We start from the raw sequence: 24034 nt of genomic DNA, 5'->3' as shown, positions 1-24034 counted from the left end.
CAAGGAAGTGGCCTGCGCCATCCAGAACATCGCCCAGGTGACGGAGCAATCCGCCGCCGGCAGCGAGGAGATGGCGTCCAGCAGCGAAGAGCTCGGGGCTCAGTCCGCCGGCCTTCGCGACATGGTCAGCCGCTTCAAGACCGAGTAGACCCACGCCCGCGGCCAACCCTGGCCCGGCGAACCGCGCTCGTGCGGTTCGCCGGGCCGCCGGGGTTTTGGCCCCTCTCCACCGACTCGCTGTTCGAACTCAGTGGGCATAACCCCCCCTCGGAATATGCCGATGCTTACGCCGACCAACCCCTTATCCGCAGCTGCCGCAGTTCCGACCGCGGTCGGCACCGGCCAGCATGAACTCGTCGCCGACGAGTTGATGGCGAAGTATGCCGAGTTGATCTACAAGCAGACCGGCATCCGCATCTCGCCGCAGAAAAAGATCCTGCTGTCTAACCGCGTGCGCCGGCGGCTGCGGGCCACCGGCGTGCCTGATTTTGGCGCCTACTTCCTGCACTTGCAGCGGCTTAACCCGCTCGATCCGGAATGGGACGCGTTCCTGCAGGAAATCACCACCCACGAGACCTATCTGTTCCGCGACGAGGTCCATTGGGGCTGGTTCCGCAACACGTTTCTGCCTGAGCACCATCGCACGCAGGGGGCCACCAAGCGCCGGCTCCGCGTCTGGTCGGCCGCCGCCAGCACGGGCGACGAAGCCGCGACGATTGCCTGCTGCATTGCCGACTGCCTGCCCAACTGGTCGCAGCAATCTCAGGTGCAGATCGTGGCGACCGACATCGGCGTCGGGGCGCTCGAGCAAGCTAAAGCCGGCACGTTCAACGAGCGCGCCATGCGGCTGGTTCCCGACGACTACAAGCAAAAATTCTTCACCAAGGCCATCGGCGCCAACATCTGGCAGCTCAAACCGGCGCTGCTCAGCAAGATCCAGTTCAAGCAGCACAACCTGATGGACCCGCTGCGCGTCGAACCCTTCGACGTGGTGTTCGTCAAGAACGTCTTGATCTACTTCGACACCGAATCCAAGAAAAAGGTGCTGGGGCATATCAAGCAGATCATGCAGCCGCAGGGCTACCTCGTGGCCGGCGCAGCCGAGGGCATCTCCGATCTCGTTCGCGACTTGCGCCGCGTCCAGCCGTGGCTCTTTCAACGGCCCGATCGTGACACGAGGTCCGCATGAGCGCCAATCTGCCCGCCGACGAAATGTTTGAGGCGCTGTTGGGTGACTTTCTCGACGAGTCGTCGCAATTGCTCGACCGTTTGAACGAGAACCTGCTGCAGCTCGACGCGTGGGCCCGGCAATTGGACGAGGGCCAACGGGCCATCTGCGACGCCGAATTACTCAACGAAATGTTTCGCGCGGCCCACAGCTTCAAAGGGCTGTCGGCGATGCTCGGTCTGAGCGAGATCAACGAGCTGACCCACCGCGTCGAGAATGTCTTCGACGCCGCTCGCAGGGCCGAACTCTACCTGACGAGCGATTCGGTCGAACTGCTGTTCCAGGCGGTCGACTGCCTCGTCGGGCTGGTCGCCTGCCTGAAAGAAACGGATCGTCCCGCGGTCGACACGGCGCCCGTCGTCGGCCAGATTCAGCAACTGCTGCAGCAGGCGGGCGCGGAGCGTCAGCCGACAAACCAAGCCGATGCCGAGCGCGCCCTGACAGCCGACTTGCCGCCTGTCGCAGCCGAAACGGCCGTCCCGCGAGTGTCCTCGACGCCTGCCGCGCCGCTCGTCGATTACTTCGTCGACATCTCCGACGAACGAGATGTGCCGGCCAAGTATCTGTCGATCTTCATCGACGAGACCGACCTGGCGCTCGACAGCCTCACGGAGACCTTGCTGGACATCGAAGGCGCCGAGGGCCAGGCAGCCCGCGAAACCCTGCTCGTGGTTTCGCACCGCATCAAAGGTTCGGCGGCCGCCGTCGGGCTGAATCGTCCGGCCAAGCTCGCGCACTTCATGGAAGACGTGTTGCAACAATTGCGAGAGCAGAAAGGCACCTTGTCTCCCGAGCTGGCCGACGCGCTGCTGCGCTGTACCGATGGCCTGCGCGTCTACGTACAAGGCCTGAGGCAGGGCCAACCGGAATCGAATTCGTTCAACCAACTTGCACACGAGCTGTGCGCAGCACAGTCGAGCAAGCCGGCTGCGCCTGCGCGCGTCGCGTCAACCCAAGTTGCCCGCGGCGACGACGCCGCGGCGGCAGTCGAGCTGTCCAACGTGCAAGAACGGCTCGCCGACATCGCGGCCATGGCCCCGCCGCACTCGCCAACGGCGGTGGGCTGCGTGACCTTTGCCTCGGATTTCAATCTCTCTGCGCTGAAGGCACAGCTGCTGCTGCAAAAGCTCTTGCAGTTTGGCACGCTGTACTACTGCGAACCGTCGGCCGATGCCTTGGACGCGCTCGATAGCGTTCATCATTTGTTCTTCGGCCTGCAGACGAACGACTCCCGGGAGACGATTGCAGCCCGGCTCCGCATCGGCGGCGTCCAGGATGTCGTCATCGAATCGTCACGGCCGGAGCCAGCGGCCGAGCCGGTAGCGCCCAGCCCCGCACCGCCCAGCACCGGCGCGAGAATCGAAGTGCCAGCTGCGACCGCCTCCACGGCCACTGCCCCCGCCGAGACGGCTCCGGCTCCGGCCTCGTTGCGGCCTGCGGCGCCGGCAACCCCGAAGTCCAAGCCGGATACCGCCGAAAACCGGCCCACCGAAACGCTGCGCGTCGATATTGAGCGGCTCGACCAGTTGATGAACCTCGCGGGACAGTTGGTCATCAACAAGGCGCGCTTCACCCAGATCGGCGAGGGACTGCGGGGCGTCAGTTCCGGCAAGCAGGCCCAGCAATTGTTCGGCAACCTCGGCCTGCTGCTCGATCGCCTGGTCGAATTGCAGCCCGGCAGCGACCCCCGCGAAGCGCAGCGCGAGTTGGAATCGCTGACTACCTTGGCTCGCCGGATGCAGGCCGATCTCGGCACGGCCCGCGACGAGCTCGATCGCTTCAGCGGGGTGCGTGCTTCGATCAACGAGTTATTCGAGTCGGTGCACCAGCTCGACCGGATTTCCGACGGGATTCAGAAGACCGTAATGGACACGCGGATGGTGCCGATCGGCCCGTTGTTCGGGCGGTTTCGCCGCGTGATCCGCGATCTGACGCGCACCAATGGCAAGCAGATCGAACTCGACATTCGCGGCGAGAAGACCGAGCTCGACAAGCGGATGATCGACGAGCTGGGCGATCCGTTGATCCACATGGTACGCAATTCGGCGGATCATGGCATCGAATCGCCCGAAGACCGGCGGGCAGCCGGCAAGCCGGCCCAGGGCACGATCGTGCTCGACGCCTTCCACCGCGGCAACAGCATCATCATTCAGGTCGTCGACGACGGCCGCGGGCTGAACACCGAGCGGATCCGTCAAAAGGCCATCGAGAAAAACCTGGTCGCTGCCGCCGACGCCGAGCGCCTCACGCCGCACCAGGTCCACCAGTTGATCTGGGAGCCCGGGTTCAGCACGGCCGACAAGGTGACCGAAGTCTCCGGCCGCGGCATGGGCATGGACATCGTCAAGAGCAAGATCGAGGACCTCAACGGAACGGTCGATTTGGAGAGCGTGCCCGGTCAGGGAACGACGTTCACGATCAAGCTGCCGCTGACCTTGGCCATCCTGCCCAGCTTGATGTCCGAGATCGACGGCGACGTGTTCGCACTGCCGATGGAATCGGTCGTGGAGATCGTACGGGTAAAACCGGCCGAGCAATGGACCGTGCATGGTCAACAGACGGCCAATGTCCGGGGTCGCGTGATTTCGGTGGTCCGATTGTCCGACGTGTTCACGTGGAATGATCCGGCTGCCGTCAAGGCGGCGTCGGATGACCTAACCTTGGTCATCCTCGGCCTCGACGGACGCGAGTTGGGCCTGGTCGTCGATCGCGTGCTCGGCGAAGAGGACATCGTGATTAAGTCGTTGGCGGAAAACTACGAAAACGTGATCGGCATCGCCGGCGCGAGCATTCTGGGTAACGGCCGAGTGTCGTTGATCCTGGATATCGGCGCGGTGATCACCATGGCCTCGCGGCGCGTCGCCGCGAACTGAACGAAAGAACTTGTTGCGATGAACGACGTTCGCCGTCTCGAGAACTGCCATCTGGAGCTGCTGCAGCAGTTGCTGGTGGCCGCCACACACGAGGCATCGGCCGCGATGTGCCGGTGGACCAACGGCCTGATCACGCTGTCGCTCGACGAGGTGCGCGAACTGCCGCTCGAGAGCGTCTGCACCGAATTGAACCTGGGCGACGAGTTTCTCACGATGGTCGTGCTCAGCCTGCCCGGCGAAATCGGCGGCGAGCTGATCCTGACCTTCGACGAACACAATGGCCGCCAACTGGCGGCGACGCTGCTCAACCGCCCGGCGCAATCCGACGGACCTTGGTCGCCCATCGAACAATCGGCCCTCTGCGAGACGGGCAACATTCTGGGCTGCGCCTATCTGAATGCACTCCAGCGGCTGATTACTTCGGAACTGGTGCCTTCGCCGCCCTATTTCATCCAGGACTACGGCGCCAGCGTGCTCGAGCAAGCGCTGATGATGCAGGCCGTCGGCACGGACAAGGCGCTGATCTGCCGGACGATTTTCCGCCGCGATGGCGCCGAGTTGAACTGGAACGTGTTTTTCATTCCCACGCACGCGCTGCGCAAGCAATTGGAAGACGCGTTGCACGCCGTCAGTTGAACCACACCTTACGCCCAGCTTCTGGACACCACGCGCCGTTTCACGCGTCGATCATGTTGAGCACCGCCACTCCCACATCCTTCGTCCCGCAGTTGAACCAACTGGTCGGTCTCGGCCAACTGGTGCTGGCCGATGCGCCACATCGGCTTTGGGCCATTCTCGGCTCGTGCGTCGGCGTGGCGATCTACCATCCGCGCAAGCGGGTCGGTGTGCTGGCACACATCGTGCTGCCCAACTCGGGAGAACAAGCGGGCCTCCCGGGGCGCTACGCCGATTCCGCCATCCCGGCGGCCCTCCGCCTGCTCGAAGCTTCTGGCGCGAACGCCGGCGGCCTCGTGGCCAAGATCGCCGGCGGCGCGGCCATGTTTGAAACTCGTGGACCGCTACAGGCAGGCCAGGCCAACATCGCCGCCGTCCGCGCGGCCCTGGAAACTGCCCACATCAAGCTCCTTGCCGAACACGTGGGCGAGACCAGAGGCCGTAAGGTGATCTTTGATCTCGCCACCGGCATTCTCCGGGTGGAGATTGTCGGTCAACCAATCCTTGAACTCTGACCCGCGCGAGCCGACCGGCTCGACCCACGGCGCCCCAGCCCGGAATTAACGACGATGACCAGGAAATTGCTCGTTACTGATGACGCGATGATCATCCGCGAGATGGTCAAGGAAACGGCGCTGGCCGCCGGCTGGGAGATCGCAGGCGAAGCGGTCAACGGCCAAGAGGCGATCGACCTTTACCGCGAGCTGCGGCCCGACGCCGTGACGCTCGACATGGTCATGCCCAAGTACGATGGGCTGCATGCCTTGCGCGGCATTCTCGAGTTCGATCCCGAGGCCAAGATCGTCGTCGTGAGCGCCTTGGAACAAACGGCCGTGTTGAAAGAGGCGTTCCAAATCGGTGCGGCCGACTTCATCGTCAAACCGTTCGACAAGGCCCTGCTGGCCGAGACCCTGGACAGAATCGTGCCCGCCACGGTGGACGCGAACTGAGCCCGCTACAGATTGAGGCCGCTGCGAATCGAGCCATCGCGCCCGCGGCTACGCCAGGAAACGCGAGAGCTGTTCGCGGATCGTCGATTCGATCCGGCCGCGGAACAACAGCAGCGACAGCGGCAGATCGCCACGCAGCGAGACCTGGTTGGGCTCGACAGTCACCCGGCCGCGGCTGGAAAAGCCCATGGCCGTGATCGAGTAGCTCCAGGTGTGGCCGTCCCAGCTTTCTTCCCAGTGGGCGATCTTCGAGCCATACGCATCGCGGGCAAACTCGACGATCCGCTGCAGCCGCTCGACCGCCTCGTCGGGCGTCAGCTCGTGAGCGTGCTGAATGTTGATCTGCGGCATCCGCGCGTTCCTGGTCTGGATGATGCGACTTGGGTCACCCCAGCTTGGCCTTGAGCGCCGCGAGCAGGCGGACTGCGGCGCCGATCTCCTGCTTTTGCCGTTCGGGCTCCTGCGGGATTTCCCGTTCAATCGTCAGCGGCCCGCGATAGCCGATCTCGTCGAGCGTCCGCAGGTAAGTCTCCATGCCGACTTGCCCTTCGCCGAGCGGTACCTCACGACCCCATTCCTCGCCGGGCCGCAGCGCCCAAAGCGCGTCTTTGCAATGCACGCTCCGCACAAACTTGCCAATCTGCCGAAGCGCGGCGATCGGTTCGCCCGACCCGTAGAGGATCATGTTGGCCGGGTCGAAATTCACGAACAGGTTTTCGCGGCCGACGTCGGCCATGAACGCCAGCAGCGTCTCGGCCGATTCCTGCCCGGTTTCCAGGTGCAAGGCCAGCTTGCGCTCGTGGCAGTAGTCGCAGAGTTCCCGGGTCACTTCGAGCACCCCGGCATAGAGCGGATCGTGCCGGTCGTGCGGGACGAAGCCCAGGTGCAGCGCCACGACCGACACGCCCAGGTGACGGGCGAAGTCAGCGATTTCCTTCATCTCGGCGAGCCGCGCCGCGCGGGTTTCCGGCGGCACCAGACCGACGGTCCGGACCACGGTCGGTATGTCGGCGTAGCTCTCGCCGGCAAAGCCGCCGAAGACCGCGGTCAATGTGATGCCGTAGCCGCGCAGGCGCTGCAAAAAGGCGTCGGCCGCGGCCGGCGTGCGGTGACTGCGGCTCGGGGCGTGCAATTGGATGGTCGGCACCCCCAGCTCGTGCGCCACTTCGAGCCGGACGCCCAAACCTTCATCGATGCTGGCAAACACACCCAGGGGCCATTTTTCCACGCGGGCTACCTCCCCATGCGAAACGCTACCCGGCTCCGATTGTGCCGCACGGCTCAGACCGAAACCGACGGCTTGACGTCCTCGGGGGTCGCATCGTTGTCGATGTCGAACCACTCTTCCTGGAATTCGATGCGCCGCTTCTCGCGGATCGCCTGATTCGTCGTCAAGGCGATGATGGCATCGGCCATTGCCACCTTGGGATGGCAGCGCGGGACGTTTTCCGGTGCGCGATTGCGAATGCACCAGGCCCAGTGCTCGATTTCTTCGGTATAGCCGCGGCTGATCGCCCCGCCGAGCGCCGTCTTGCCCACGTCGGCGCCGGCGCGCGGGCCGCCGCCGGTCTCGTACGAATCGAGCGCCGGCCCCGAGCTGCCGGGCTTTTGCACCACGGCCACGCTCGTCGTGGTCGCCGAGTCCTTGAACAGCATGACTTCCTTCTCGCGTTCGAGGATCAGCGTGCCCTTGGTGCCCATCACGACTTCGCCGTATCCGCCGAAGCCGTTGCCGTTGATCGACGAATAGGTCAAGCAGATCAGCTTGTTCGGGTCTTCCTTGTAGCCCGGTCCCGGGAACTCGTACGTGGCGTAAACATGATCGTCCGAGTCACGATCGGGAGGGAACAAATGGCGCCCGCCGACGGCGCTGACGCTCAGCGGGTGCACCTTCTTGCCGTCGGGTTGCATCGAGCTGACGAAAATGCTCGCCGCGTCGAGCTGATGGCTGCCCAATTCGGCCATCAACCCGCCGCCGGTGCGATTCCACAGCCGCCAGCGAATCAGCTCTTCGAGCGCCGGGCGCAGCCGGCCGTCGGACAGGGTCATGTCTTGATAGCCGTACTTCGCGGCATCGACGACGGCGTCGAGCGCCTGCAGTTCCCATTGCCGCTTCTTCTTGAGCAAAGCCTCGTACTGCGCGCCAGGCTTGGCGCCGTCGATGTCGGCCTGCAGCTTGACCAGGTCTTGCTTGAGCTGGTCGGGCAATGGGTTGGCCCAACTGTCTTTGCCCGGCAGATTGCCGCGGTGCCATTGGGCACGGATGTAATGAATCTCACCGATCAGCCCGCGGCGAATCGTGTCAACCGCGTTGTCGTACAGAATGCTGTAATGCCGTTGGTGACCGACGGCCAGCAGCTTGTCGGTCTGCCGCGCGACGCGGGCCATGTCCTTGCATTCGTGCACGCTGTGCGCCATCAGCTTTTCGGTCAGCACGTGCTTGCCGGCCTTCATCGCCTCGATCGCCACCTGGGCATGCAGGTGCAAGGGCAGGGCGATAATCACGCCCTCGACGTCCGGATCGTTGATCAGGTCGTGGTAGTCCTGGTCGTAAACCTTGACGTTTTTGCGGGCCTCGTCCTCGGTCGACCAGCCGTATTTCTTCATCAGCCCGGGCCGCGCGTCGAGCACCGCCTCGTCGCCATGAAACGCGCGATGGATGTTGTACGGACGGATGTCGGCGATCGCCACGACCCGGACGAACTCCGGCGTGTGGGCGCCGATCAGCACGCTCCCTTCGTCGCCCGTGCCGATCACGCCGACCCGCACCGGGTCGCCGACCGACTTGCCATAGGCGAAGTAGAACGAGCCCAGTCCGGCTCCCGAGACGACGCCTGCGGCAATAGCGCCCTCGAGAAACTCGCGGCGCGTGAGCTTGTCGCCGACCGCGGCGTAGAAGTTTTCCTGGCCAATCGCGCGTTCTTCAGGCGAAAGATACATCACGTTTCCTCCGGCTGGTCCACGGACGAACCAGCAGGTGATAGACGAAAAAGTCCAAGCCCCCCCAACGGCCGACGCCGGTGGTCGCCAACACGGCCAGGGCAATCATCTCGACAAATTCCTTGTTGACCAGCAGCGCATGGCCCGCCGAGGGGTGAGCCAGCGGATAGATCGTCGGCCACTCGGGCTGCGAGAGCCCAATGATCAACAGAAACAGGATTCCGCCGACGGCTGCGGCGCGCGTGAACAACCCGGCCATCAGCAACAGGCCGATGATGGCGTTGACCGGGCCCACGGTGCTATCGATCAGCGACAACCAGGTGAACGGCTCGGGCGGCAGACCCTCTGCCTGCTGGTCCTTGTCGAGCAGGCCTTGCAGATCCTGCTCCAGGTCGTGTTGCAACGCGTCGACTTGCGCCAGCCAAGGGGCCGCCGTCGCGGACGTGCGCTGCCGCGCCTCGGCAATCCGCTTTCTCTGGAAGGGCACATCGCGCAATTGCGGGTTGGCGCTCGCCTGCTCGAGCCGCTTCAGTTCGTGGAAATAGTCGTCGATCGCCTCGCGGTTTTCCGCCAGGTAATTCTGCAGTTGGGTCTTGCGGGTCGTCAGCACTTTTTCCGCCTCGGCACGTTGCTCGTCGCCCAGGTTGTAGTGCTTGAGCATCGTCTGAAGCTGGCTCGTCCAGCGGGCAGACAGCTTGTCGTAATTCAGCCGTTCGTAGCCCTGCCGATCGGGAATCAAGTTGAGAAAATGATCGGCCAAGGGCCCCTTGGCCTGCTGCCAGAAGCCGGCCGAGCTGTAGTGGGGCTGCTCGAGCTTCCACAGGCCTTCGTAGAAGAAATGCCAGCCGATGCAGATGCGCAGCAGCACCAGCATGCATACGGCAACGATGCTCAGACGAAAGCGATAGGAATTCAGGGCAGTCTCTCCCCCGGCATGTGCGCAACGGAACGGGCGGATGCCGGCTCGAAAGCTCGCACAGGCAGGACCCCGGACGCCGAGGCGCCCCAATGCACAGGGCAGTGCGAGGCTATTTCGAGAATTGTAGCGGGCGTGCGCACGTCCGCCTAGCGGCCGGAGAACCGTTAAACCTTGCCCGGCTTCACCCCATGAGGACCCGCTGCACCGTAGCGGCGAACGCCACCGTGTCGACGATCGAGAACTATGCACGCCCACCAGGCACAAGCCAGTAGCGCGCCGCCAGGGTCAGCAGTTAATCGGATGCGGGCAGCAACTCGATTTGCCCGACGTCGGAGCGCACGCAGCCGGCGCGCGGACCGTCATGTCTTTGTTCCTGCCAGCGCAGAAATTCGTCTCGATGCGGACACATGACTCGCGGAGCGCGGCGCGGGCTCGCTCAGGCGAACGCAGGAACAATCCCCAGCCCACAACGGGGCGTTCATTGCCGCACCGCCGCCGCTGGCAGGCGTTGCTGGCAACTCACTCCGCTTGACGCTACGCGGCAGGTTTGCGAAGGTTCGCCCCCGCGGTGGCTCGGAGAAAGGAATCTTCATGCGCTCGACGCAAGTTGCGGGGCTCCGCACGGCGTTTGCCGGTTTGTGGACTCCCGGCCTGTCGATGGCGGTCGCGGTTGCCGCAGGACTGATGACCTGGTTTCAAGTGCACCGCGCGGGTTTGTTGGCGGCCAATTGGCCGCTCGCCCAACTCAGCACCTGGAATGATCTCGCCGCCGCGTTCGCCGTCGGACTGCGATTCGATCTCGCGACGACGGCCTACGCGATGACGCCGTTGATCGTGGCCGCGGGACTCGCTCACCGGGCGCGCGGGCCGCGCGTCGAGCGCGGCGTGTACGCCGTGGGGCTGTTTCTCTATATCGCTGCCTTCGCGTTCCTGGGCATCGCCGAAATCGGCTTCTTCGACGAGTTTCACACCCGCTTCAACTCGCTGGCCCTGCAATACTGGTCGCAACCCGGCACCGTCTTGAGCATGATCTGGTACGGTTTTCCGGTGATTCGCTACTTGTGCCTCCTCGGCGTGTTCCTGGGCGTCGTCGCCTGGGTAATTCGCTGGTTGGCGCGGCGCGTCATGCCCGACGATCTGCCGCCGGCGCAGCTCCATGGCCCGCAGCAGGCCATTCAGGCCGCGTTGCTTGTCGTTGTGCTGGTGATGAGCGCACGCGGTGGCGTCCGCGGCACCCCGCTGAACTGGGGCGACTCGGTGCTATCGAATTCGATGTTCGTCAATCAATTGACGCTCAATGGCGTCTGGTGCCTGGGACGCACGGTCATTTCCCGAGGCCGCCACGACCAGCTCGAACAGCTCTGGCGCAAGCCGCTGACCAAGAATGCGGCCATCGATCGAACCCGGGCCATGCTGTGTTTGCCGGGCGAGAGCATCGCGGTCGACGACGAGAGATTCCCCCTGCTGCGGAACTTTCAACCGACGGCAGCCAATGCTACGACCGGTCCGCGCAAACAGATGAACGTCGTTGTCGTACTGATGGAGAGTTTTTCGGCGCGTTTCGTCGGTGCGGTCGGCTCGGACGAAGACTACACGCCCGAATTCAACCGCCTGGCGCGCCAAGGCATCCTCTACGATCGCTGTTTCTCCGTGGGCACCCACACGCATCAGGCCAATTTCGCGGTCTTCGGCGGCTTCCCGAACCTGCCGGGATACGAGTCGCTGATGGAGAACGAGCGCGAAGGATCGCAACCGCTCGAATCGCTGCCGCGCACCCTCAAGCGGCTCGGCTACGACACGCACTATTGCTACAACGGCGACCTGGCCTGGGAAAACCTCCGCGGTTTCTTCCGCACGCAAGGGGTCGAGCACTTCGTCGAGCGCAACAATTTCTCCGCCGAAAGCTCGTTCGATCACACCTGGGGCGTGCGCGACTACGACTTGTTTCGCCGTGTCGATCTCGAATTGAGCCGCGCCAAACAGCCGTTCTGCGCGAGCGTGTTGACCATTTCCAACCACACACCGTTCGATCTGCCCAATCCGCTGCCGTTCCCGCCGGTCACGGACCAGGGCGCGATGAACCAGCGCCTGAACGGGATTCGCTATGCCGACTGGGCCTTGGGCGAGTTCTTTCGGCATGCCAGCCAGCGGCCCTGGTTTCGCGACACGTTGTTTGTCCTGGTCGGCGACCATGGCTTCAGCATCGCGCCCATGTTGACCGAACTGCGCTTGCTGCGGTTTCATGTGCCGCTGCTGTTCTACGGTCCGGGCGTGCTGAAGACCGAAGGGAAACGGATCCATTCGGTCGTCAGCCAGCTCGACATTATTCCCACGCTGTTGGCGCTGATCGATCCAGAGCGGCCGCATCAATCGTGGGGGCGCAACTTGTTCGCGGTACCTGACGACGACCCGGGCCTCGCGGTGTTCAAGCCGAGCGAGAACGCGCCGGACGCCGGACTGGCCCGGGGCGACTTGCTGTTTGTGCGAACCGCGGACGGCCGTGACCGGCTCTACCGCTATTCGCTCGCGTTCCCACCCCAGGCCGATCTTGTGCAGGACAACCCGCAACAGACGCGCGAAATGGACGCCGATTTGCACGCCTTCTTGCAAACCGCCACGCGCGTGCTGCGCGAGCGCACGGCCGCCGCGCCCGAGGAAGTCATCGCCCGGCTGAAGCACGATCAACCCACGCCCGCGCCGGTGCTCGCCAACTGAGCCCGCGCGCCGCGCCAGCAGCGGTCAGCGTTTCGCGGCGCGCCGGGGTGCAGGCTGCCCGGCCTTCCTGGCGGCAGTCTTTTTCGCGGGCCGCGCCGCGCGGATCTCCCGAGCCCTGAATTGGACGATGCGGCGGATCAAACCGAGCGGCAGCGGCTCGTCGAACGGAAACTGTACGGTCCCTTTGCCGCCCTTGTACCTGGCCAGTTCGGCGGCGAACGTCGTGCGCGTGGCGCCCGTCATCGGGTACATGCCGAGGTGCGCGGTGAATGCCGCGAAGTAGACGAGCGGCTTGCCGTGGAGCTTGTAGGCCGGCATCCGATAACTGATCGATTCGACCGCATCCGGCGCCGCGCGGCGGATTGCCTGGCGAACCTTGCGCAATAGTGCACCGACGCGCGACGAATGCTCGGCGATATAGGCCTCGACGGTGATCGGCTCTCGCTTGCTTTTCGCCATATGCGATCGTCAACTCGCGTTGGCGCAATTGACCATCCACCGCACGCCAAAGCGGTCGGTCAGGCTGCCGAAGTAAGCGCCCCAGAAGACGTCCTGCAGCGGCATCTCCACCTGGCCGCCGGCACCAAGCGCCCGAAACAACCGCTCGGCCTCGGCCCTCGTATCGGGCTCGAGGTTGATTGAGATGTTGTTGCCGAACTGGACCTGCAAGCCCATCGACTCGGGCGCATCGGTGCCCATCAGCACGTGTTCGCCCAACGTGCGCAAGGCCACGTGCATGACCAGGTCCTTGTCGGCCTCGGCCAGGGGCGGCTGACCGGGGCCAGGCGGCATGTCGCGGAAGCGGTGGATGCCGCCGATGAATTCGCCGCCGAAGACCGAACGATAAAACTCGAAGGCCTGCTCGGTCGAGCGGCCAAAATTCAGATAGGTGCTGACCTTCGCCATCGAAAACACCTCTAGCTTGAGGACCAATCACATCAGCCGCCTGACATGGCTCCCACGACCATGAAGGGCTCTTCGCCGCGCTGCACAGCCTCGGGCAGCAGCGCATCAGGCAACTCGAAGGAGATGTCGCGCTCGCAGGCAAAATAGCGCAGATAAGCGCGACGCTCGAGTGTGTCGTGATCGCGAATCGTACCGCGCAACATCGGGAAGGCCGCTTCGAGGGCATCCAGCAGCGCCCGCTGCGTGACCGGCGCAGGCAAATCGATCCGCACTTCGCCGGCGACCTGGGCCAGGTTGCGCAGATGAAAGGGCAACACGACGCGAATCATGACAACGACTGCACCTCGACCGACAACACCGGCGGCAAGTCGCGAACGATCGGTATCCACGAATCGCCCGCGTCGGACGAGCCGTAGACCTGGCCGCCGGACGTGCCGAAATAGATCCCGCATGGCTGCAGCTTGTCAACCGCCATTGCCGTCCGCAGCACGTTCACGTAGCAATCTTTTTGCGGCAAGCCTTCGGTCAGGGCTTCCCATTGGTTGCCGCCCGTGCGGCTGCGGTAGACCCGCAATTTGCCGTCGGGCACGAAGTGCTCGGAGTCGCTCTTGATCGGCACGACGTAAATCGTCTCGGGCTCGTGCGCGTGCACGTCGATCGGAAAGCCGAAATCGGTCGGCAAGTTGCCGCTAACCTCGTACCACGAATCGCCGCCGTCGTCGCTGCGCATAATGTCCCAATGCTTTTGCATGAACAGCACTCCCGGCCTGGAGGGGTGCATGGCGATGCGGTGCACACAGTGGCCGACTTCGGCCGTCGGATTGGGAATCTGCTCGCTGCGCAGACCGCGGTTGATCGGCGTCCAGGTGTGACCGCCGTCGTCGGTGCGAAACGCCCCGGCCGCGGAGATCGCGCAATACATGCGATTTGCGTTGGTGGGGTCGAACAGCAGCGTGTGCAGACACATGCCGCCGGCGCCGGGCGACCAGACGTTGCTGGTCGGATGCGTCCGCAGCCCCGCCAGCTCGCGCCAACTTTGGCCGCCATCGTCCGAACGGAAAAAGGCCGCGTCCTCAGCGCCGGCGTAGATCACATCGGGGTCGGTCAACGACGGTTCCAGGCACCAGACGCGCTTGAATTCCCAAGGATGCGGCGTGCCGTCATACCAGAGGTGCGTGCCGGTCGGACCGTCGTAGCTGAACTTGTTGCCGACCGGGGTCCAGGTGCGGCCGCCGTCGTCCGAACGCTGAATCAATTGTCCGAACCAGGCCGACGACTGCGAGGCGAAGATCCGATCGGGCACGATCGGTGAGGCCTTGAGATGGTACACCTCCCAACCGGCAAAGTGCGGTCCACTCGTCTCCCAATTCTGACGTGATTCATCCGACGTGAGGACAAAGGCCCCTTTGCGCGTGCCGACCAACACTCGAACGGCGCTCATCGTTGGCTCCCAAATCAGCAACGGGTGGTGTAGGCAAAGCTGTAGCGGCGGAGATCGCCGATGCAGCGTCGCTCGTTGCAAGCGGCGCGTTAGCCTACCAAGCGGTTAAGCATTTGCCAGACTCCGCGTCAACGAAATTTTCGCCCGCAGCGAGGCCACCACAAGAAAGGGGCCACGCGATCCATGCTTGCCAGCCTACGCCGCGCAATGGGGGCGAATAATCCGAGGCGCGCCCACAAACGCCGCAGCGCTACTGAGCTGCACGCCGTGCTGCGCCCGCTGGACGCGCGCTCGCTTGACGCTTCGACTCAACTGCGGGCCTCGCCGCACGCCAACCTTGCGCCAGTGCTTGACGCAGCGTCTCGACCGCTGACGCGAAATTCGGATTCGCCGCGCGATTCTGAAACTCGTGCGGATCGTCGGTGTAGTCGTAATACTCGCGGCTGCCGTCGGGCCATTCCGTGTAGCGGGCCTGCTCCGTACGTACAGAGCGCCCCAGCCGATCGGGATCAAGCCGATCGCCTCCTTGGATGCCGCCGACGTGGCTCACCACCGTGAACGCCGCGCTTTTCCAGGGGCGCTGCGGCTCGTCGAACAGCGGCACGAAGCTGGTGCCTTCGAGGTGCTCGGGCAGCGGCATGCCACAAAACTCGGCCAGCGTCGGGTAAAGATCGACCAGTTCGACCAGCCGCGGCGAAGCGGCAGCCCGCGCGCCGTGCGGCGCGACGACGATCAACGGCACCCGGGCCGATTGCTCGAACACGGTCATCTTGTGCAGCAAGCCACCGTGCTCGTACAGGTGATAGCCGTGGTCGCTGGTCAGGACGACGAGTGTGTTGTCCCACAGACGTAGCGCGTCGAGCTCGGCTATCAACCGCCCCACGAGGGCGTCGAGATAGGCCGTCGTCGCGTGATACGCGGCAATCGTCTCGCGACGCTGCTGCTCTGAGGGCAGCGGCGTGCCCGGCTTGTACGTCAACGCAATGGCCGGGATCCCGGCCAGGTGTGCGGCAGGCTCTTGCGGCAAACCCATCGCATCCGGGGGAAACAGTTCAAAATAGCGCCGGGGAGCCATGTAGGGCGTATGCGGCCGGCGGAATCCGACGACCAACAAGAACGGTTGCTCGCCGGCGGTCGCCGAGGCAAGCAGGTCGACGCCCCGCTTTGCTAGCCGGCCGTCCCATGCGTCTTCATCCGCCACGTTCAACACGATCCCGCCGTCGCCTTGGCGCCGCTCGATCGTCGCGGGCGCCGGCTGCTTGGCGCGGGGATCCTCCGGCAGGTTCACGTCCCAAACCGGCGGATCTTCGAAACCGGTGCCCGTGTGAAACACCTTGCCGGCTTTGATCGTGCGATAACCGTGTTGGCGGAACCACTCCGGCAGCCAAACCACATCGGGCAGGGCGTCTTGCGGCCGGACGCGGTTGTCGACCACGCGCGTGGTCTCGGGCCGCAGCCCCGAGAGGAATGATGTCCGCGACGGATTGCAGACTGGGTACTGGCAATAGGCGCAGTCGAAGCGAATCCCCCGCGCCGCGAGGCGATCGATGTTCGGCGATTGCGCCGTGGTATCGCCGTAGCACGAGAGCGCGCAGCGCAGATCGTCGCACACGATCCACACGACGTTGGGACGCCGCTCGGGCTCGGCGGCCACGACCGGGCCGCGGCCGATCAACATGATGACGATCCATCCGCAGTACAGACCGATCGACGGCAGCCCGCCGAGCATATTCGCCTTGGGCACGGTCGTATCTCCCTCGCCTCGACGCACGGGGCGGCAAACTCACGCGGACGACATTCTAACCGCGCGGGTTACTCGATGCCCGCGCCTTCGAGCACCAGTTCGGCGTCCGGCTCGTCGATCATCTGGGCCTCGATCACGCGCATCGACTTCCAGCGGCCCTGCAAGAACCGCGCGAGGTAAATCAATCCCAGCAGAATCACCCAGACGGTGATGATCACCCAGGTGGCCATCAACCCAAATCCGAAATGCTCGATGCCGACCCAGGCAATCGTGCAGGGAATCGTCGACATGATCGCCGAGTTGATCATGATGAACCGCGTATCGCCGGCGCCCTTCAAGGCGCCAATGAAGATCAAGTTCATCGCATCGAAGAGGCAGTACAGCGCCACGAACCGCAGCAACACGACGGCCAGATCCCGCGTGGCGGCAAACTGCGCGGCGTCTTCGCCCGCATGCAGCGAAAGAATCACATCGGGAAAGACGGTAAAGACCGTGGAGACGACGGCGATGTAAACCGTTGCCACGTGAAACGCCGTCCAGGCGCCGCGCGCGGCGAGGTCCGGGCGGTTTTCGCCGAGTTTCTGGCCGACGTAGGTCGTTGCCGCGACACTGAACCCGTACAGCGGCAAGAAGCCGATGTTGCCGACGTTGAACACCAGGTTCGTCACGGTCAGCTCGTGTTGTCCTAACCGGCCGACGAGCATCACCAGCCCGGTAAACCCGCCAGCCTCGAGCAGCCATTGCATGCCGCTAGGCGTGCCGAAGCGCAACAACCGCGACAGCAGCTCCCCGTCGAAGCGACAGCCGCTCCAGGTGCCGAAGGCGGCACGGAACTGCGGTTGCAGAAACAGCCACAGGCAAATCACGGCCTTGAGCCATTGGGCAAGGATCGTCGCCCAGGCTGCGCCGGCGATCCCCAACTCGGGAAATCCGCCGCGGCCGAAAATCCACAAGTAGTCGAAGAAGATGTTCACCGCCGCCGCCAGCAAGTCGACCACCATGATCGTGCGCACATCGCCGCGGCCCGTGAAGAAGGCCGACAGCGCCGTGCCGATGACGACGGCCGGCGCGCCGAGCGTACAGATTTGGTAGTAGACCACTTCCTGGTGCTGCACCGCCGCGTCGTGGCCGCTCAAGCTGAACAGCCACGTTGCCATCGGGATCGTCGCGAATAGCGGCGGCGTGATGAACAGCGCGATCCAGACGCCCTGCCAGACTGCCAGCCCGATCCGCTCCGACCGGCCCGCCCCGTAGTATTGCGACACAAACGTGTTGACGTACGAGGCGACTCCGAAGAACACGCAGCAGGACAAGAAACTCACCAGCGCCGACGGCAGCGCAGCGGCCAGCGCCACGGGCGTGTACCAGTAGAGGAACAAGCGATCGATGAACTGCATGATCGTCCACGAGGACGTCGAGATGCACAGCGGGATCGCCAGCGCGAGGATTTCGCGCCCCCCGGCCTCGCGGTTCCACCAGCTTGCCAGCACGGTCTTCATGACGGTCTCTTCGGTGGCTCGTAGGGTGGGTCGGGGCCTTGCTGTCGCGGCCTGGCCTGCGGAACTCGACGCTCAGCGATCCGCGCTTCGCGGCCGGGCACTGCATACGCCGCGCTGCCCGTGCGCCGGCGCCTGCCCCCTTTTGAACCGGGACGCAGCCCGACGTGCGAGACAGGACGCCGGCCCCCGGCGCCAGGTTCGCGCCAGCGACGCGGCCGCTCGCCATGACTTGTGCGGCGCATGCCTTGCCGGCCCGGGTCTTTTGACCACAATAGCCTCGCCGAGGAAATGGGGGGAGTGGTCGCGAGGTGGCCCGTGCGCATTGTGCTTTGCTATCCGGTCGAGCCGCATCACATCGCCGAGATCCAGGCTGTTGCGCCGCACGACGAGATCGTCGACGCCGGGCAGGAGCGGATCGCCGAAGCATTGCTCGAGGCCGATATCTTCTGCGGCCATGCCAAAGTGCCGGTGCCTTGGGAAGAGACCGTGCGTCGCGGCCGACTGCGCTGGATTCAATCGACCGCGGCCGGCACCGACCACTGCCTGGTACCCTGCGTCATCGAGTCGGACATCCCGGTCACGAGCGCCTCGGGAGTGCTGGCCGACCAGGTGGCCGAGCACACGCTGGCACTGTTGACCGGACTCTGCCGGGGCATGCCGGTGTTCTACCGGGCCCAGCAGCGCAAGGAGTTTATCCGCCGCCCCACGCGCGACGTGCATCACTCGACGATCGGCATCGTCGGCTTGGGGGGGGTTGGGCGGCGCGTAGCACAATTGCTGGCGCCGCTCAAGACGCGCATCCTGGCAACCGATACGTTTCCCGTCGATCGGCCGACCGAAGTCGCCGAACTCTGGCCCGCCGAGCGGCTCGATGATCTGTTGCGCGCCGTCGACGTCTTGATTCTCTGCGCTCCGTTGACCCCCTTGACCCGAGGGCTCATCGGCGAGCGCCAATTGGCGCTGCTGCGGCCGGGCGCGCTCGTCGTGAACGTTGCGCGCGGACCCATCGTTGTTGAGCAAGCACTCGCGGGGGCGCTCGAGTCGGGACATCTGGGCGGCGCGGCGCTCGACGTGACAGAGACCGAACCTTTGCCGAGCACTAGTCGTCTCTGGGACCTGCCGAACGTCATCATCACACCGCATGTCGGCGGTCAAAGCGCGCGGCGCATCGACGATATGACGCGCTTCTTCTGCGAAAACCTGCGCCGCTGGCACGCTGGCCTGCCGCTGAACAATCTCGTCGACAAGCGGCTCGGCTACCCCGTGCGGCGCGCGATGCAGCGCGCTTAGACGGGTGCCAGCATGCAATTCTGCTGGACGCAATTCGCGCCGTGGAACTACAATCGGGGCTCTTGATTGGGGGAGTGTCTCGCGCGGCAGGGGAATCCGCGATGTCGAATACTACGATGTTGGCCGGCAAGACCACGCTTACGTTTGCGGGCGAGCTCGAGGTGCGCTGTCCCGAGGAGTTGCTTGCGCGCTACGATGCGCTGATCAACGAGCAGCGACTTAGCTGGACCGATCACCATCGGCTGTTGCGGCTCTTGGGTGCCGGAGGGCAGGGCGTCGTCTATCTGACTGAACGCCGCGGCGCCGATCAGTTCACCTTGCCTGTGGCGCTGAAGATCTTCTCGCCCGAGCGCTATCCCGACGCGGCCGCGTACGACATGGCCATGCAGCGGATCGCGCACATCGCGGCGCGGGTCGCACAGATTCAGCAGGACAATCTGCTGGACGTGCACAACTTCATCGACCGCAATCGCATCCGCTTGATGGAGATGGAGTGGATCGACGGGTACGACCTCGGCCGGCTGCTGACCAAGAACATGTTGAGCCGCGTCCACGACCGCGTCAGCCAGCGGCGGTGGGAATATCTCAACAACGTGATCGTCACCGACGGTCCGCAGCAACCGCGGCTGAAGCCCGGAATTGCGATCGCCGTGTTGCGCGAATGCCTGGCTGCCCTGGCCGCGCTGCACCGCGAGGGCATCGTGCACGGCGACGTCAAGCCGTCGAACATCATGCTCAAGCGGACCGGCAACGCGAAGATTATCGATATTGGCTCGGCCTTCGAGTGGGAAAAGGCCCCGGTTCGGCAAACCTGTACGCCGGCCTACGCCGCGCCCGAGGTGCTCGACGCCGGCCAATGTACGCCGCGCAGCGATCTGTGCAGCCTGGGCTACGTCCTGATTGAGATGCTGTCGGGGACGCCGTTGTTTCTGGGCAAGCGCACGCTGGCCGAGCTGCTCGAAGCGAAACGCACCCTCGTCCATCGCTTGCACGAGTACCTGCCGTACGACGTGACCTGCAACGAGCTGCTGCTGAACCTCTGCCGCCGGCTGGTCGCGCCTGACCCGGCGCTGCGGTTCCCCAGCGCCGAGGCCGCTGACCTGGTGAAGGAAGGGGCCGCCAGTTTCTTGCGGCAATTGATCAAGGTCGATCTGGCGAGCGAATACGAAAACGAGATTCGCCTCTGGCTCGAGGAGCTCGAATGAGCGCGCGGTTTGCGCCTCTCGTGCTGCTCCTGGCCCTCGGGCAGAGTGCCTGGCTGGCGGCCGACGAGCCGCCGCCATTCTATCCGGACAAGCTGCGGCTGCTGGTCTACCGCGATGCGTCGGGGGTGGAGCACCCGATCGATCGAGCCGACGCCTGGCCGCGCAGGCGCGAGCATATTCTGCTCGGCATGCAGCAAGCCATGGGCCCCTTGCCGGGGCCCGAGCGCCGAACACCGCTCGAGCTGGCGATCGAAACGGAAACCGACGTCGACGGCTTCTACACGCGGCGCCGCATTCACTTCACCCCCGAGCCGGGCGATTCGCTCCCCGGATGGCTGCTGGTGCCCAAGCAGCGGAATGGTCGGCTGCCGGCCGTGCTCTGTTTGCACCAAACGATCAAGATCGGCAAAGACGAGCCGGTCGGCCTGGGCGACGATCCGAACAAGCGCTATGCCGACGAACTCGCCAGGCGGGGCTACGTGACGCTGGCGGTCGACTACCCCAACTTTGGCACCTACGAATTCGACCCCTACGCGCACGGCTACGTCAGCGCGACGATGAAGGGCATCTGGAATCATCTCCGCGCCGTCGACCTGTTGTGCGCGCTGCCCGAAGTCGATGCCCGCCGGATCGGGGTCATCGGGCACTCGCTCGGCGGTCACAACAGCTTGTTCGTGGCCGCATTCGATCCGCGCATTCGCTGCGTCGTGACGAGCTGCGGGTTCAACAGCTTCCGGCACTATTACGGCGGCGACCTGACGGGCTGGAGCCACAAAGGCTACATGCCGCGAATCGCCGACGTGTATGGCCGCGACCCGGCGCGGATGCCCTTCGATTTTCCCGAGGTGCTCGCGGCGATTGCCCCGCGGGCGGTGCTCGTCGTGGCGCCGCAGCGCGACGCGAATTTTGCAGTCGAGGGCGTGCGCGAATGCGTGACCGCGGCCCAGACGGTCTATGCCCTGCTGGGAATTCCCGACCGGCTGCGCGCCTTGTACCCCGACGCCGAACACAATTTTCCGCCGGCCGAACGCCAGGCGGCGTATGCCTGGATGGACCAGTGGCTCGTGGCCGATCAGGAGCCTTAGCGTCAAGTTGGCCGGCGGCGCCGCGTCATTCCTCGCCCTGGATGTAGGTCCAGTTGAACCGTTCCAGAAACGTGGTGCGGAAATAGTTATCCGGCTTGCGGACCGCCTTCTTCATCTTTTCCAGCCCGTTGCGGAAGTCGACGTCGAGCTGATAGGTGTCGACCTTGAGGCTGCCGTTGACCTCGACAAACAGCCGCTCCCCGAGCTTTTCGAATCCACCGTTCTTGACATAGGCCCCGTGGGCCAGCCCGTTGCGGAACGAGTCCCAAAGCCAGCGCCAGTAATAGTCGATGCCCGAGGGCGGTTTCTGCGGGCGTTCGCGCCACGCAGCATCCATGAACGAAGTGACGAACGTCTGAAACGCCTGCGAGTTCGTGGCGACGCTCGGCGTGAGAAAATGCCCGGCCGCCTCGATCGCGCACATCAAGGCATTGCCCCAGATGATCAGCACCGGGTAGGGCTTGTCGTTGAACGACAACATATGTTCAAGCGGGTTGAGCACGACCAATTCGAAGCGCTTTTCGAAGTACTCGATCTTCCCGTCGTCGGAGAGTTGGCCCAGCCGGGCGCGATCGTAGTCGATAAACAGGCTCAACGCCTGCCCATCGATCTGGGCCCGGATGCCGTGGTCTTCGGGTTGATCTCGTACCATGTCCCGCGTTTGCCGTCCCGCGCGGCGCGGCTTGCTGCCGCGGCGCGCACGCCGAGCCTCGAACTGCAATGTCACGGACGCCAATACGCATTCCGCCCGGCCACGGTTCGCGCAGCCGGGCGGGCGTTTCGCCCGATCGCCGGAGCCGCGTACCCGGGCCTGTCAGGGCCCGGGCGCGTTGCCGCGCGGCTGCCTTTTGATTATTTGCCCTTGCGCAGCGCTGGGTCGTAGTCCGTCTCGAACTTGTTGAGCCAACGGATCAACGCGGCCCATTGGAACGGCCAGCGACCGTCCTGGGTCAGCACGGTACGGGCTTGCAGTGCCACCTCGCGCGGGGCGGTTTGCAGCGGTCTGCACGTTGCCAGGGCCTTGAGGTTGATCTCGCAGCTCCGTTCCATATCGAGCATGTCGATCAACGCCTGCTCGATGGTCGAAGCGGCCGTGAGCAGGCCGTGGTTCGCCAGGATCAACGCCCGGCGGTTGCCGACGGCGCTGACGATCGATTCGGCCTGCTCGCCGCTGATCACGATGCCCGTGTACTCGCGGTAGATGGCGTGATCTTCGAAGAACGAGCAGCACGTCTGATCGATCGTCTCGATCAACATGTCGAGGGCACTAAAGGCGCTGCCGGCAGGCGGGTGCGTGTGGCACGCGCAATTCACGTCGGGCCGAGCCTGGTGAATCGCCGAATGGATGCAGAAGCCCGCATAATTGATCGGAAAATCACCCTGAATGATCTCGCCGTGATGGTTGACCAGCACCAGGTTGTCGGCCGAAACCTCGTGAAAGTAGAGGCCGAACGGATTTACCCAGAAGTAATTGGGCGCACCGGGCACGCGCATGCTGATGTGCCCGGCCACACCATCGTCGAGGCCCTTGCGAGCCAAGATGCGGTAGGCGGCGGCGAGCTTGACCTTTTCCGCTTGGGCGAGCGGCGTGTTCGCCAGGCGAATAACTTCGTCTTTTTCTTGTTCGTTGTGCGACTGCGTGTCGAGCACGATGCGCGTCGGATCGATCTTCGTATCGAGCTGGGTCATGGCGGTCTCCCTCGCTGCGGGCGGGCCAGGTGGATACTTGAATTGGCGCGATCGGCGCAGAGGCCTGCGGACGGCCTGCCACGCCGAATCCGACGCATCGTACAGCGCGCGCGGATTTGGTCACAACAAACGATCCGCCCCTGGCGACGATTCGACGCAGGTTGCCGGCACTGTCGGCGGCGAGCCCGTGGATAAGCCCATCAGTCCCGGATCAATTCACTGCCGTCGGCCGCCTTGAGCGTTCCGTTGAGGATGCGGATCAGGTCGACCGCCGCCCAGATCAGGCAGCCGCCCAGGGTCACAAGCTGCAGCGTCCCGATGAGCCAGTAGCCCAGGTAGAAACGGTGCAGGCCCAGGCCACAGATGCCCGCCAACAGGGCGGCCGTGGACATGCGTTTATGAGGCGCGGGGGGGTAAACCGGTTCCGGCGAGGAGTTCATGCAGGGAAATCTCGCGGTTTTTCCATCTCTTACCGTTTCCGGTGGCTCGGCGGTCTGGACCGGGCCTTCGAGCACCTCGAACCTTGGCCGGGGTGAAGACCACCCGCAGTGCGCCCTGCCGGGGAAAACCCCCGCGAGCGAAGGGCCCAGCCCACTCGCCAAAATCCTTGACACAGTAGCCCCTTACGTTAAACTCCGTCGATGAGGCTCAGCATTGCTGGCGCCTCGGTCTGGGGCGATTGTGCAGGTCAGATGCGCGGTCGTCAGCGGGCCCTGATCGTAGCAAGCTCGTTCGAGTTTGTGGGCCTCTTGCGAGTTTGGGGGAGGACGTTCAGTCGAGTCTGGATGGACATTGCATGATTTGCACGCCCGATCGCTGGCGTGCGACTGCCGGGGCCGTGATCACTGGGGCCAGGCTGAGCAGACCAAGTTGGG

Annotated in this window: 22 protein-coding genes; 9 read left to right on the top strand and 13 right to left on the bottom strand. The window is 64.4% G+C overall.

The window, feature by feature from the left end:
* Positions 1-280: 280 nt before the first annotated feature.
* The 5 genes from K1X74_20890 to K1X74_20870 are packed head-to-tail and all read left to right on the top strand — an operon-like array spanning position 281 to position 5726.
* The gene (locus tag K1X74_20890; protein MBX7168805.1) at positions 281-1189 is read left to right on the top strand and encodes a protein-glutamate O-methyltransferase CheR; all 909 of its coding nucleotides are present in this window, start codon (positions 281-283) and stop codon (positions 1187-1189) included.
* The gene (locus tag K1X74_20885) at positions 1186-4101 is read left to right on the top strand and encodes a chemotaxis protein CheA (protein ID MBX7168804.1); all 2916 of its coding nucleotides are present in this window, start codon (positions 1186-1188) and stop codon (positions 4099-4101) included. Before K1X74_20890 ends, K1X74_20885 begins: the two co-directional genes overlap by 4 nt.
* A gap of 18 nt (positions 4102-4119) precedes the next feature.
* Positions 4120-4737 carry a chemotaxis protein gene (locus K1X74_20880; GenBank protein ID MBX7168803.1) on the top strand — a complete coding sequence of 206 codons (618 nt, stop codon included), beginning with the start codon at positions 4120-4122 and terminating at the stop codon, positions 4735-4737.
* A gap of 53 nt (positions 4738-4790) precedes the next feature.
* Positions 4791-5291 carry a chemotaxis protein CheD gene (locus K1X74_20875; GenBank protein MBX7168802.1) on the top strand — a complete coding sequence of 167 codons (501 nt, stop codon included), beginning with the start codon at positions 4791-4793 and terminating at the stop codon, positions 5289-5291.
* Between the two features lie 54 nt (positions 5292-5345).
* On the top strand, positions 5346-5726 hold the full coding sequence (locus K1X74_20870) for a response regulator (protein MBX7168801.1): 381 nt from the start codon (positions 5346-5348) through the stop codon (positions 5724-5726).
* 48 nt (positions 5727-5774) lie between these two features.
* On the opposite strand, the gene K1X74_20865 is transcribed toward K1X74_20870, so the two are convergent.
* Genes K1X74_20865 through K1X74_20850 form a run of 4 tightly spaced genes read right to left on the bottom strand, consistent with a single transcriptional unit; the run spans position 5775 to position 9540 of the window.
* Positions 5775-6077 carry a polyhydroxyalkanoic acid system family protein gene (locus K1X74_20865; protein ID MBX7168800.1) on the bottom strand — a complete coding sequence of 101 codons (303 nt, stop codon included), beginning with the start codon at positions 6075-6077 and terminating at the stop codon, positions 5775-5777.
* Positions 6078-6111: 34 nt separating this feature from the next.
* Positions 6112-6954: a sugar phosphate isomerase/epimerase gene (locus tag K1X74_20860; GenBank protein MBX7168799.1), complete on the bottom strand. Its 843-nt coding sequence runs from the start codon at positions 6952-6954 to the stop codon at positions 6112-6114.
* A gap of 53 nt (positions 6955-7007) precedes the next feature.
* A complete protein-coding gene (locus tag K1X74_20855) occupies positions 7008-8666 on the bottom strand; it encodes a Gfo/Idh/MocA family oxidoreductase (GenBank protein MBX7168798.1) in 1659 nt (552 codons plus the stop codon).
* Positions 8650-9540 (bottom strand): DoxX family protein, encoded by an 891-nt coding sequence (locus K1X74_20850; protein ID MBX7168797.1) that lies wholly within the window; start codon positions 9538-9540, stop codon positions 8650-8652. The genes K1X74_20855 and K1X74_20850 overlap by 17 nt, the downstream gene beginning before the upstream one ends.
* A 636-nt stretch (positions 9541-10176) precedes the next feature.
* On the opposite strand from K1X74_20850, the gene K1X74_20845 reads away from it, so the two are divergent.
* A complete protein-coding gene (locus K1X74_20845) occupies positions 10177-12300 on the top strand; it encodes a sulfatase-like hydrolase/transferase (GenBank protein ID MBX7168796.1) in 2124 nt (707 codons plus the stop codon).
* A gap of 24 nt (positions 12301-12324) precedes the next feature.
* On the opposite strand, the gene K1X74_20840 is transcribed toward K1X74_20845, so the two are convergent.
* The 6 genes from K1X74_20840 to K1X74_20815 all read right to left on the bottom strand — a co-directional run bounded on the left by K1X74_20840 (position 12325) and on the right by K1X74_20815 (position 17890).
* Positions 12325-12684, bottom strand: coding sequence for a DUF1801 domain-containing protein (locus K1X74_20840; GenBank protein MBX7168795.1), 360 nt, complete (start codon positions 12682-12684; stop codon positions 12325-12327).
* Between the two features lie 84 nt (positions 12685-12768).
* Complete coding sequence (locus tag K1X74_20835; protein ID MBX7168794.1) at positions 12769-13206, bottom strand: VOC family protein; 438 nt, start codon at positions 13204-13206, stop codon at positions 12769-12771.
* 32 nt (positions 13207-13238) lie between these two features.
* Positions 13239-13535 carry a hypothetical protein gene (locus K1X74_20830; GenBank protein ID MBX7168793.1) on the bottom strand — a complete coding sequence of 99 codons (297 nt, stop codon included), beginning with the start codon at positions 13533-13535 and terminating at the stop codon, positions 13239-13241.
* Positions 13532-14647 (bottom strand): glycoside hydrolase, encoded by a 1116-nt coding sequence (locus K1X74_20825; GenBank protein ID MBX7168792.1) that lies wholly within the window; start codon positions 14645-14647, stop codon positions 13532-13534. The genes K1X74_20830 and K1X74_20825 overlap by 4 nt, the downstream gene beginning before the upstream one ends.
* A 250-nt stretch (positions 14648-14897) precedes the next feature.
* Complete coding sequence (locus K1X74_20820; GenBank protein ID MBX7168791.1) at positions 14898-16391, bottom strand: sulfatase; 1494 nt, start codon at positions 16389-16391, stop codon at positions 14898-14900.
* Between the two features lie 68 nt (positions 16392-16459).
* A complete protein-coding gene (locus tag K1X74_20815; protein ID MBX7168790.1) occupies positions 16460-17890 on the bottom strand; it encodes an MATE family efflux transporter in 1431 nt (476 codons plus the stop codon).
* 288 nt (positions 17891-18178) lie between these two features.
* On the opposite strand from K1X74_20815, the gene K1X74_20810 reads away from it, so the two are divergent.
* The 3 genes from K1X74_20810 to K1X74_20800 all read left to right on the top strand — a co-directional run bounded on the left by K1X74_20810 (position 18179) and on the right by K1X74_20800 (position 21470).
* A complete protein-coding gene (locus K1X74_20810) occupies positions 18179-19180 on the top strand; it encodes a D-2-hydroxyacid dehydrogenase (protein MBX7168789.1) in 1002 nt (333 codons plus the stop codon).
* A 101-nt stretch (positions 19181-19281) separates the two neighbouring features.
* The gene (locus K1X74_20805) at positions 19282-20385 is read left to right on the top strand and encodes a serine/threonine protein kinase (GenBank protein MBX7168788.1); all 1104 of its coding nucleotides are present in this window, start codon (positions 19282-19284) and stop codon (positions 20383-20385) included.
* Positions 20382-21470, top strand: a complete 1089-nt coding sequence (locus K1X74_20800) for an alpha/beta fold hydrolase (GenBank protein MBX7168787.1) — start codon at positions 20382-20384, stop codon at positions 21468-21470. Before K1X74_20805 ends, K1X74_20800 begins: the two co-directional genes overlap by 4 nt.
* A gap of 25 nt (positions 21471-21495) precedes the next feature.
* Here K1X74_20800 and K1X74_20795 read toward each other — a convergent pair whose 3' ends face one another.
* The 3 genes from K1X74_20795 to K1X74_20785 all read right to left on the bottom strand — a co-directional run bounded on the left by K1X74_20795 (position 21496) and on the right by K1X74_20785 (position 23551).
* On the bottom strand, positions 21496-22122 hold the full coding sequence (locus K1X74_20795) for a hypothetical protein (protein ID MBX7168786.1): 627 nt from the start codon (positions 22120-22122) through the stop codon (positions 21496-21498).
* 200 nt (positions 22123-22322) lie between these two features.
* Complete coding sequence (locus K1X74_20790) at positions 22323-23159, bottom strand: class II aldolase/adducin family protein (GenBank protein MBX7168785.1); 837 nt, start codon at positions 23157-23159, stop codon at positions 22323-22325.
* Positions 23160-23359: 200 nt separating this feature from the next.
* Positions 23360-23551, bottom strand: a complete 192-nt coding sequence (locus tag K1X74_20785) for a TM2 domain-containing protein (protein MBX7168784.1) — start codon at positions 23549-23551, stop codon at positions 23360-23362.
* Positions 23552-24034: the final 483 nt, after the last annotated feature.

The sequence above is a fragment of the Pirellulales bacterium genome, from assembly GCA_019694435.1.
Classification (GTDB): Bacteria; Planctomycetota; Planctomycetia; order Pirellulales; family JAEUIK01; genus JAIBBZ01.
This window is presented reverse-complemented; position numbering and strand designations above follow the sequence as displayed.

Excerpts from the sequence above, each read along its gene's own strand:
- K1X74_20870 (MBX7168801.1), top strand. The coding sequence starts at position 5,346 with ATGACCAGGAAATTGCTCGTTACTGATGACGCGATGATCATCCGCGAG.
- K1X74_20815 (MBX7168790.1), bottom strand. The coding sequence starts at position 17,890 with ATGAAGACCGTGCTGGCAAGCTGGTGGAACCGCGAGGCCGGGGGGCGC.
- K1X74_20885 (MBX7168804.1), top strand. The coding sequence starts at position 1,186 with ATGAGCGCCAATCTGCCCGCCGACGAAATGTTTGAGGCGCTGTTGGGT.
- K1X74_20855 (MBX7168798.1), bottom strand. The coding sequence starts at position 8,666 with ATGTATCTTTCGCCTGAAGAACGCGCGATTGGCCAGGAAAACTTCTAC.
- K1X74_20875 (MBX7168802.1), top strand. The coding sequence starts at position 4,791 with ATGTTGAGCACCGCCACTCCCACATCCTTCGTCCCGCAGTTGAACCAA.
- K1X74_20850 (MBX7168797.1), bottom strand. The coding sequence starts at position 9,540 with ATGCTGGTGCTGCTGCGCATCTGCATCGGCTGGCATTTCTTCTACGAA.
- K1X74_20800 (MBX7168787.1), top strand. The coding sequence starts at position 20,382 with ATGAGCGCGCGGTTTGCGCCTCTCGTGCTGCTCCTGGCCCTCGGGCAG.
- K1X74_20890 (MBX7168805.1), top strand. The coding sequence starts at position 281 with ATGCTTACGCCGACCAACCCCTTATCCGCAGCTGCCGCAGTTCCGACC.
- K1X74_20830 (MBX7168793.1), bottom strand. The coding sequence starts at position 13,535 with ATGATTCGCGTCGTGTTGCCCTTTCATCTGCGCAACCTGGCCCAGGTC.
- K1X74_20785 (MBX7168784.1), bottom strand. The coding sequence starts at position 23,551 with ATGTCCACGGCCGCCCTGTTGGCGGGCATCTGTGGCCTGGGCCTGCAC.
- K1X74_20880 (MBX7168803.1), top strand. The coding sequence starts at position 4,120 with ATGAACGACGTTCGCCGTCTCGAGAACTGCCATCTGGAGCTGCTGCAG.
- K1X74_20865 (MBX7168800.1), bottom strand. The coding sequence starts at position 6,077 with ATGCCGCAGATCAACATTCAGCACGCTCACGAGCTGACGCCCGACGAG.
- K1X74_20810 (MBX7168789.1), top strand. The coding sequence starts at position 18,179 with ATGGGGGGAGTGGTCGCGAGGTGGCCCGTGCGCATTGTGCTTTGCTAT.
- K1X74_20835 (MBX7168794.1), bottom strand. The coding sequence starts at position 13,206 with ATGGCGAAGGTCAGCACCTATCTGAATTTTGGCCGCTCGACCGAGCAG.
- K1X74_20790 (MBX7168785.1), bottom strand. The coding sequence starts at position 23,159 with ATGACCCAGCTCGATACGAAGATCGATCCGACGCGCATCGTGCTCGAC.
- K1X74_20795 (MBX7168786.1), bottom strand. The coding sequence starts at position 22,122 with ATGGTACGAGATCAACCCGAAGACCACGGCATCCGGGCCCAGATCGAT.
- K1X74_20845 (MBX7168796.1), top strand. The coding sequence starts at position 10,177 with ATGCGCTCGACGCAAGTTGCGGGGCTCCGCACGGCGTTTGCCGGTTTG.
- K1X74_20825 (MBX7168792.1), bottom strand. The coding sequence starts at position 14,647 with ATGAGCGCCGTTCGAGTGTTGGTCGGCACGCGCAAAGGGGCCTTTGTC.
- K1X74_20805 (MBX7168788.1), top strand. The coding sequence starts at position 19,282 with ATGTCGAATACTACGATGTTGGCCGGCAAGACCACGCTTACGTTTGCG.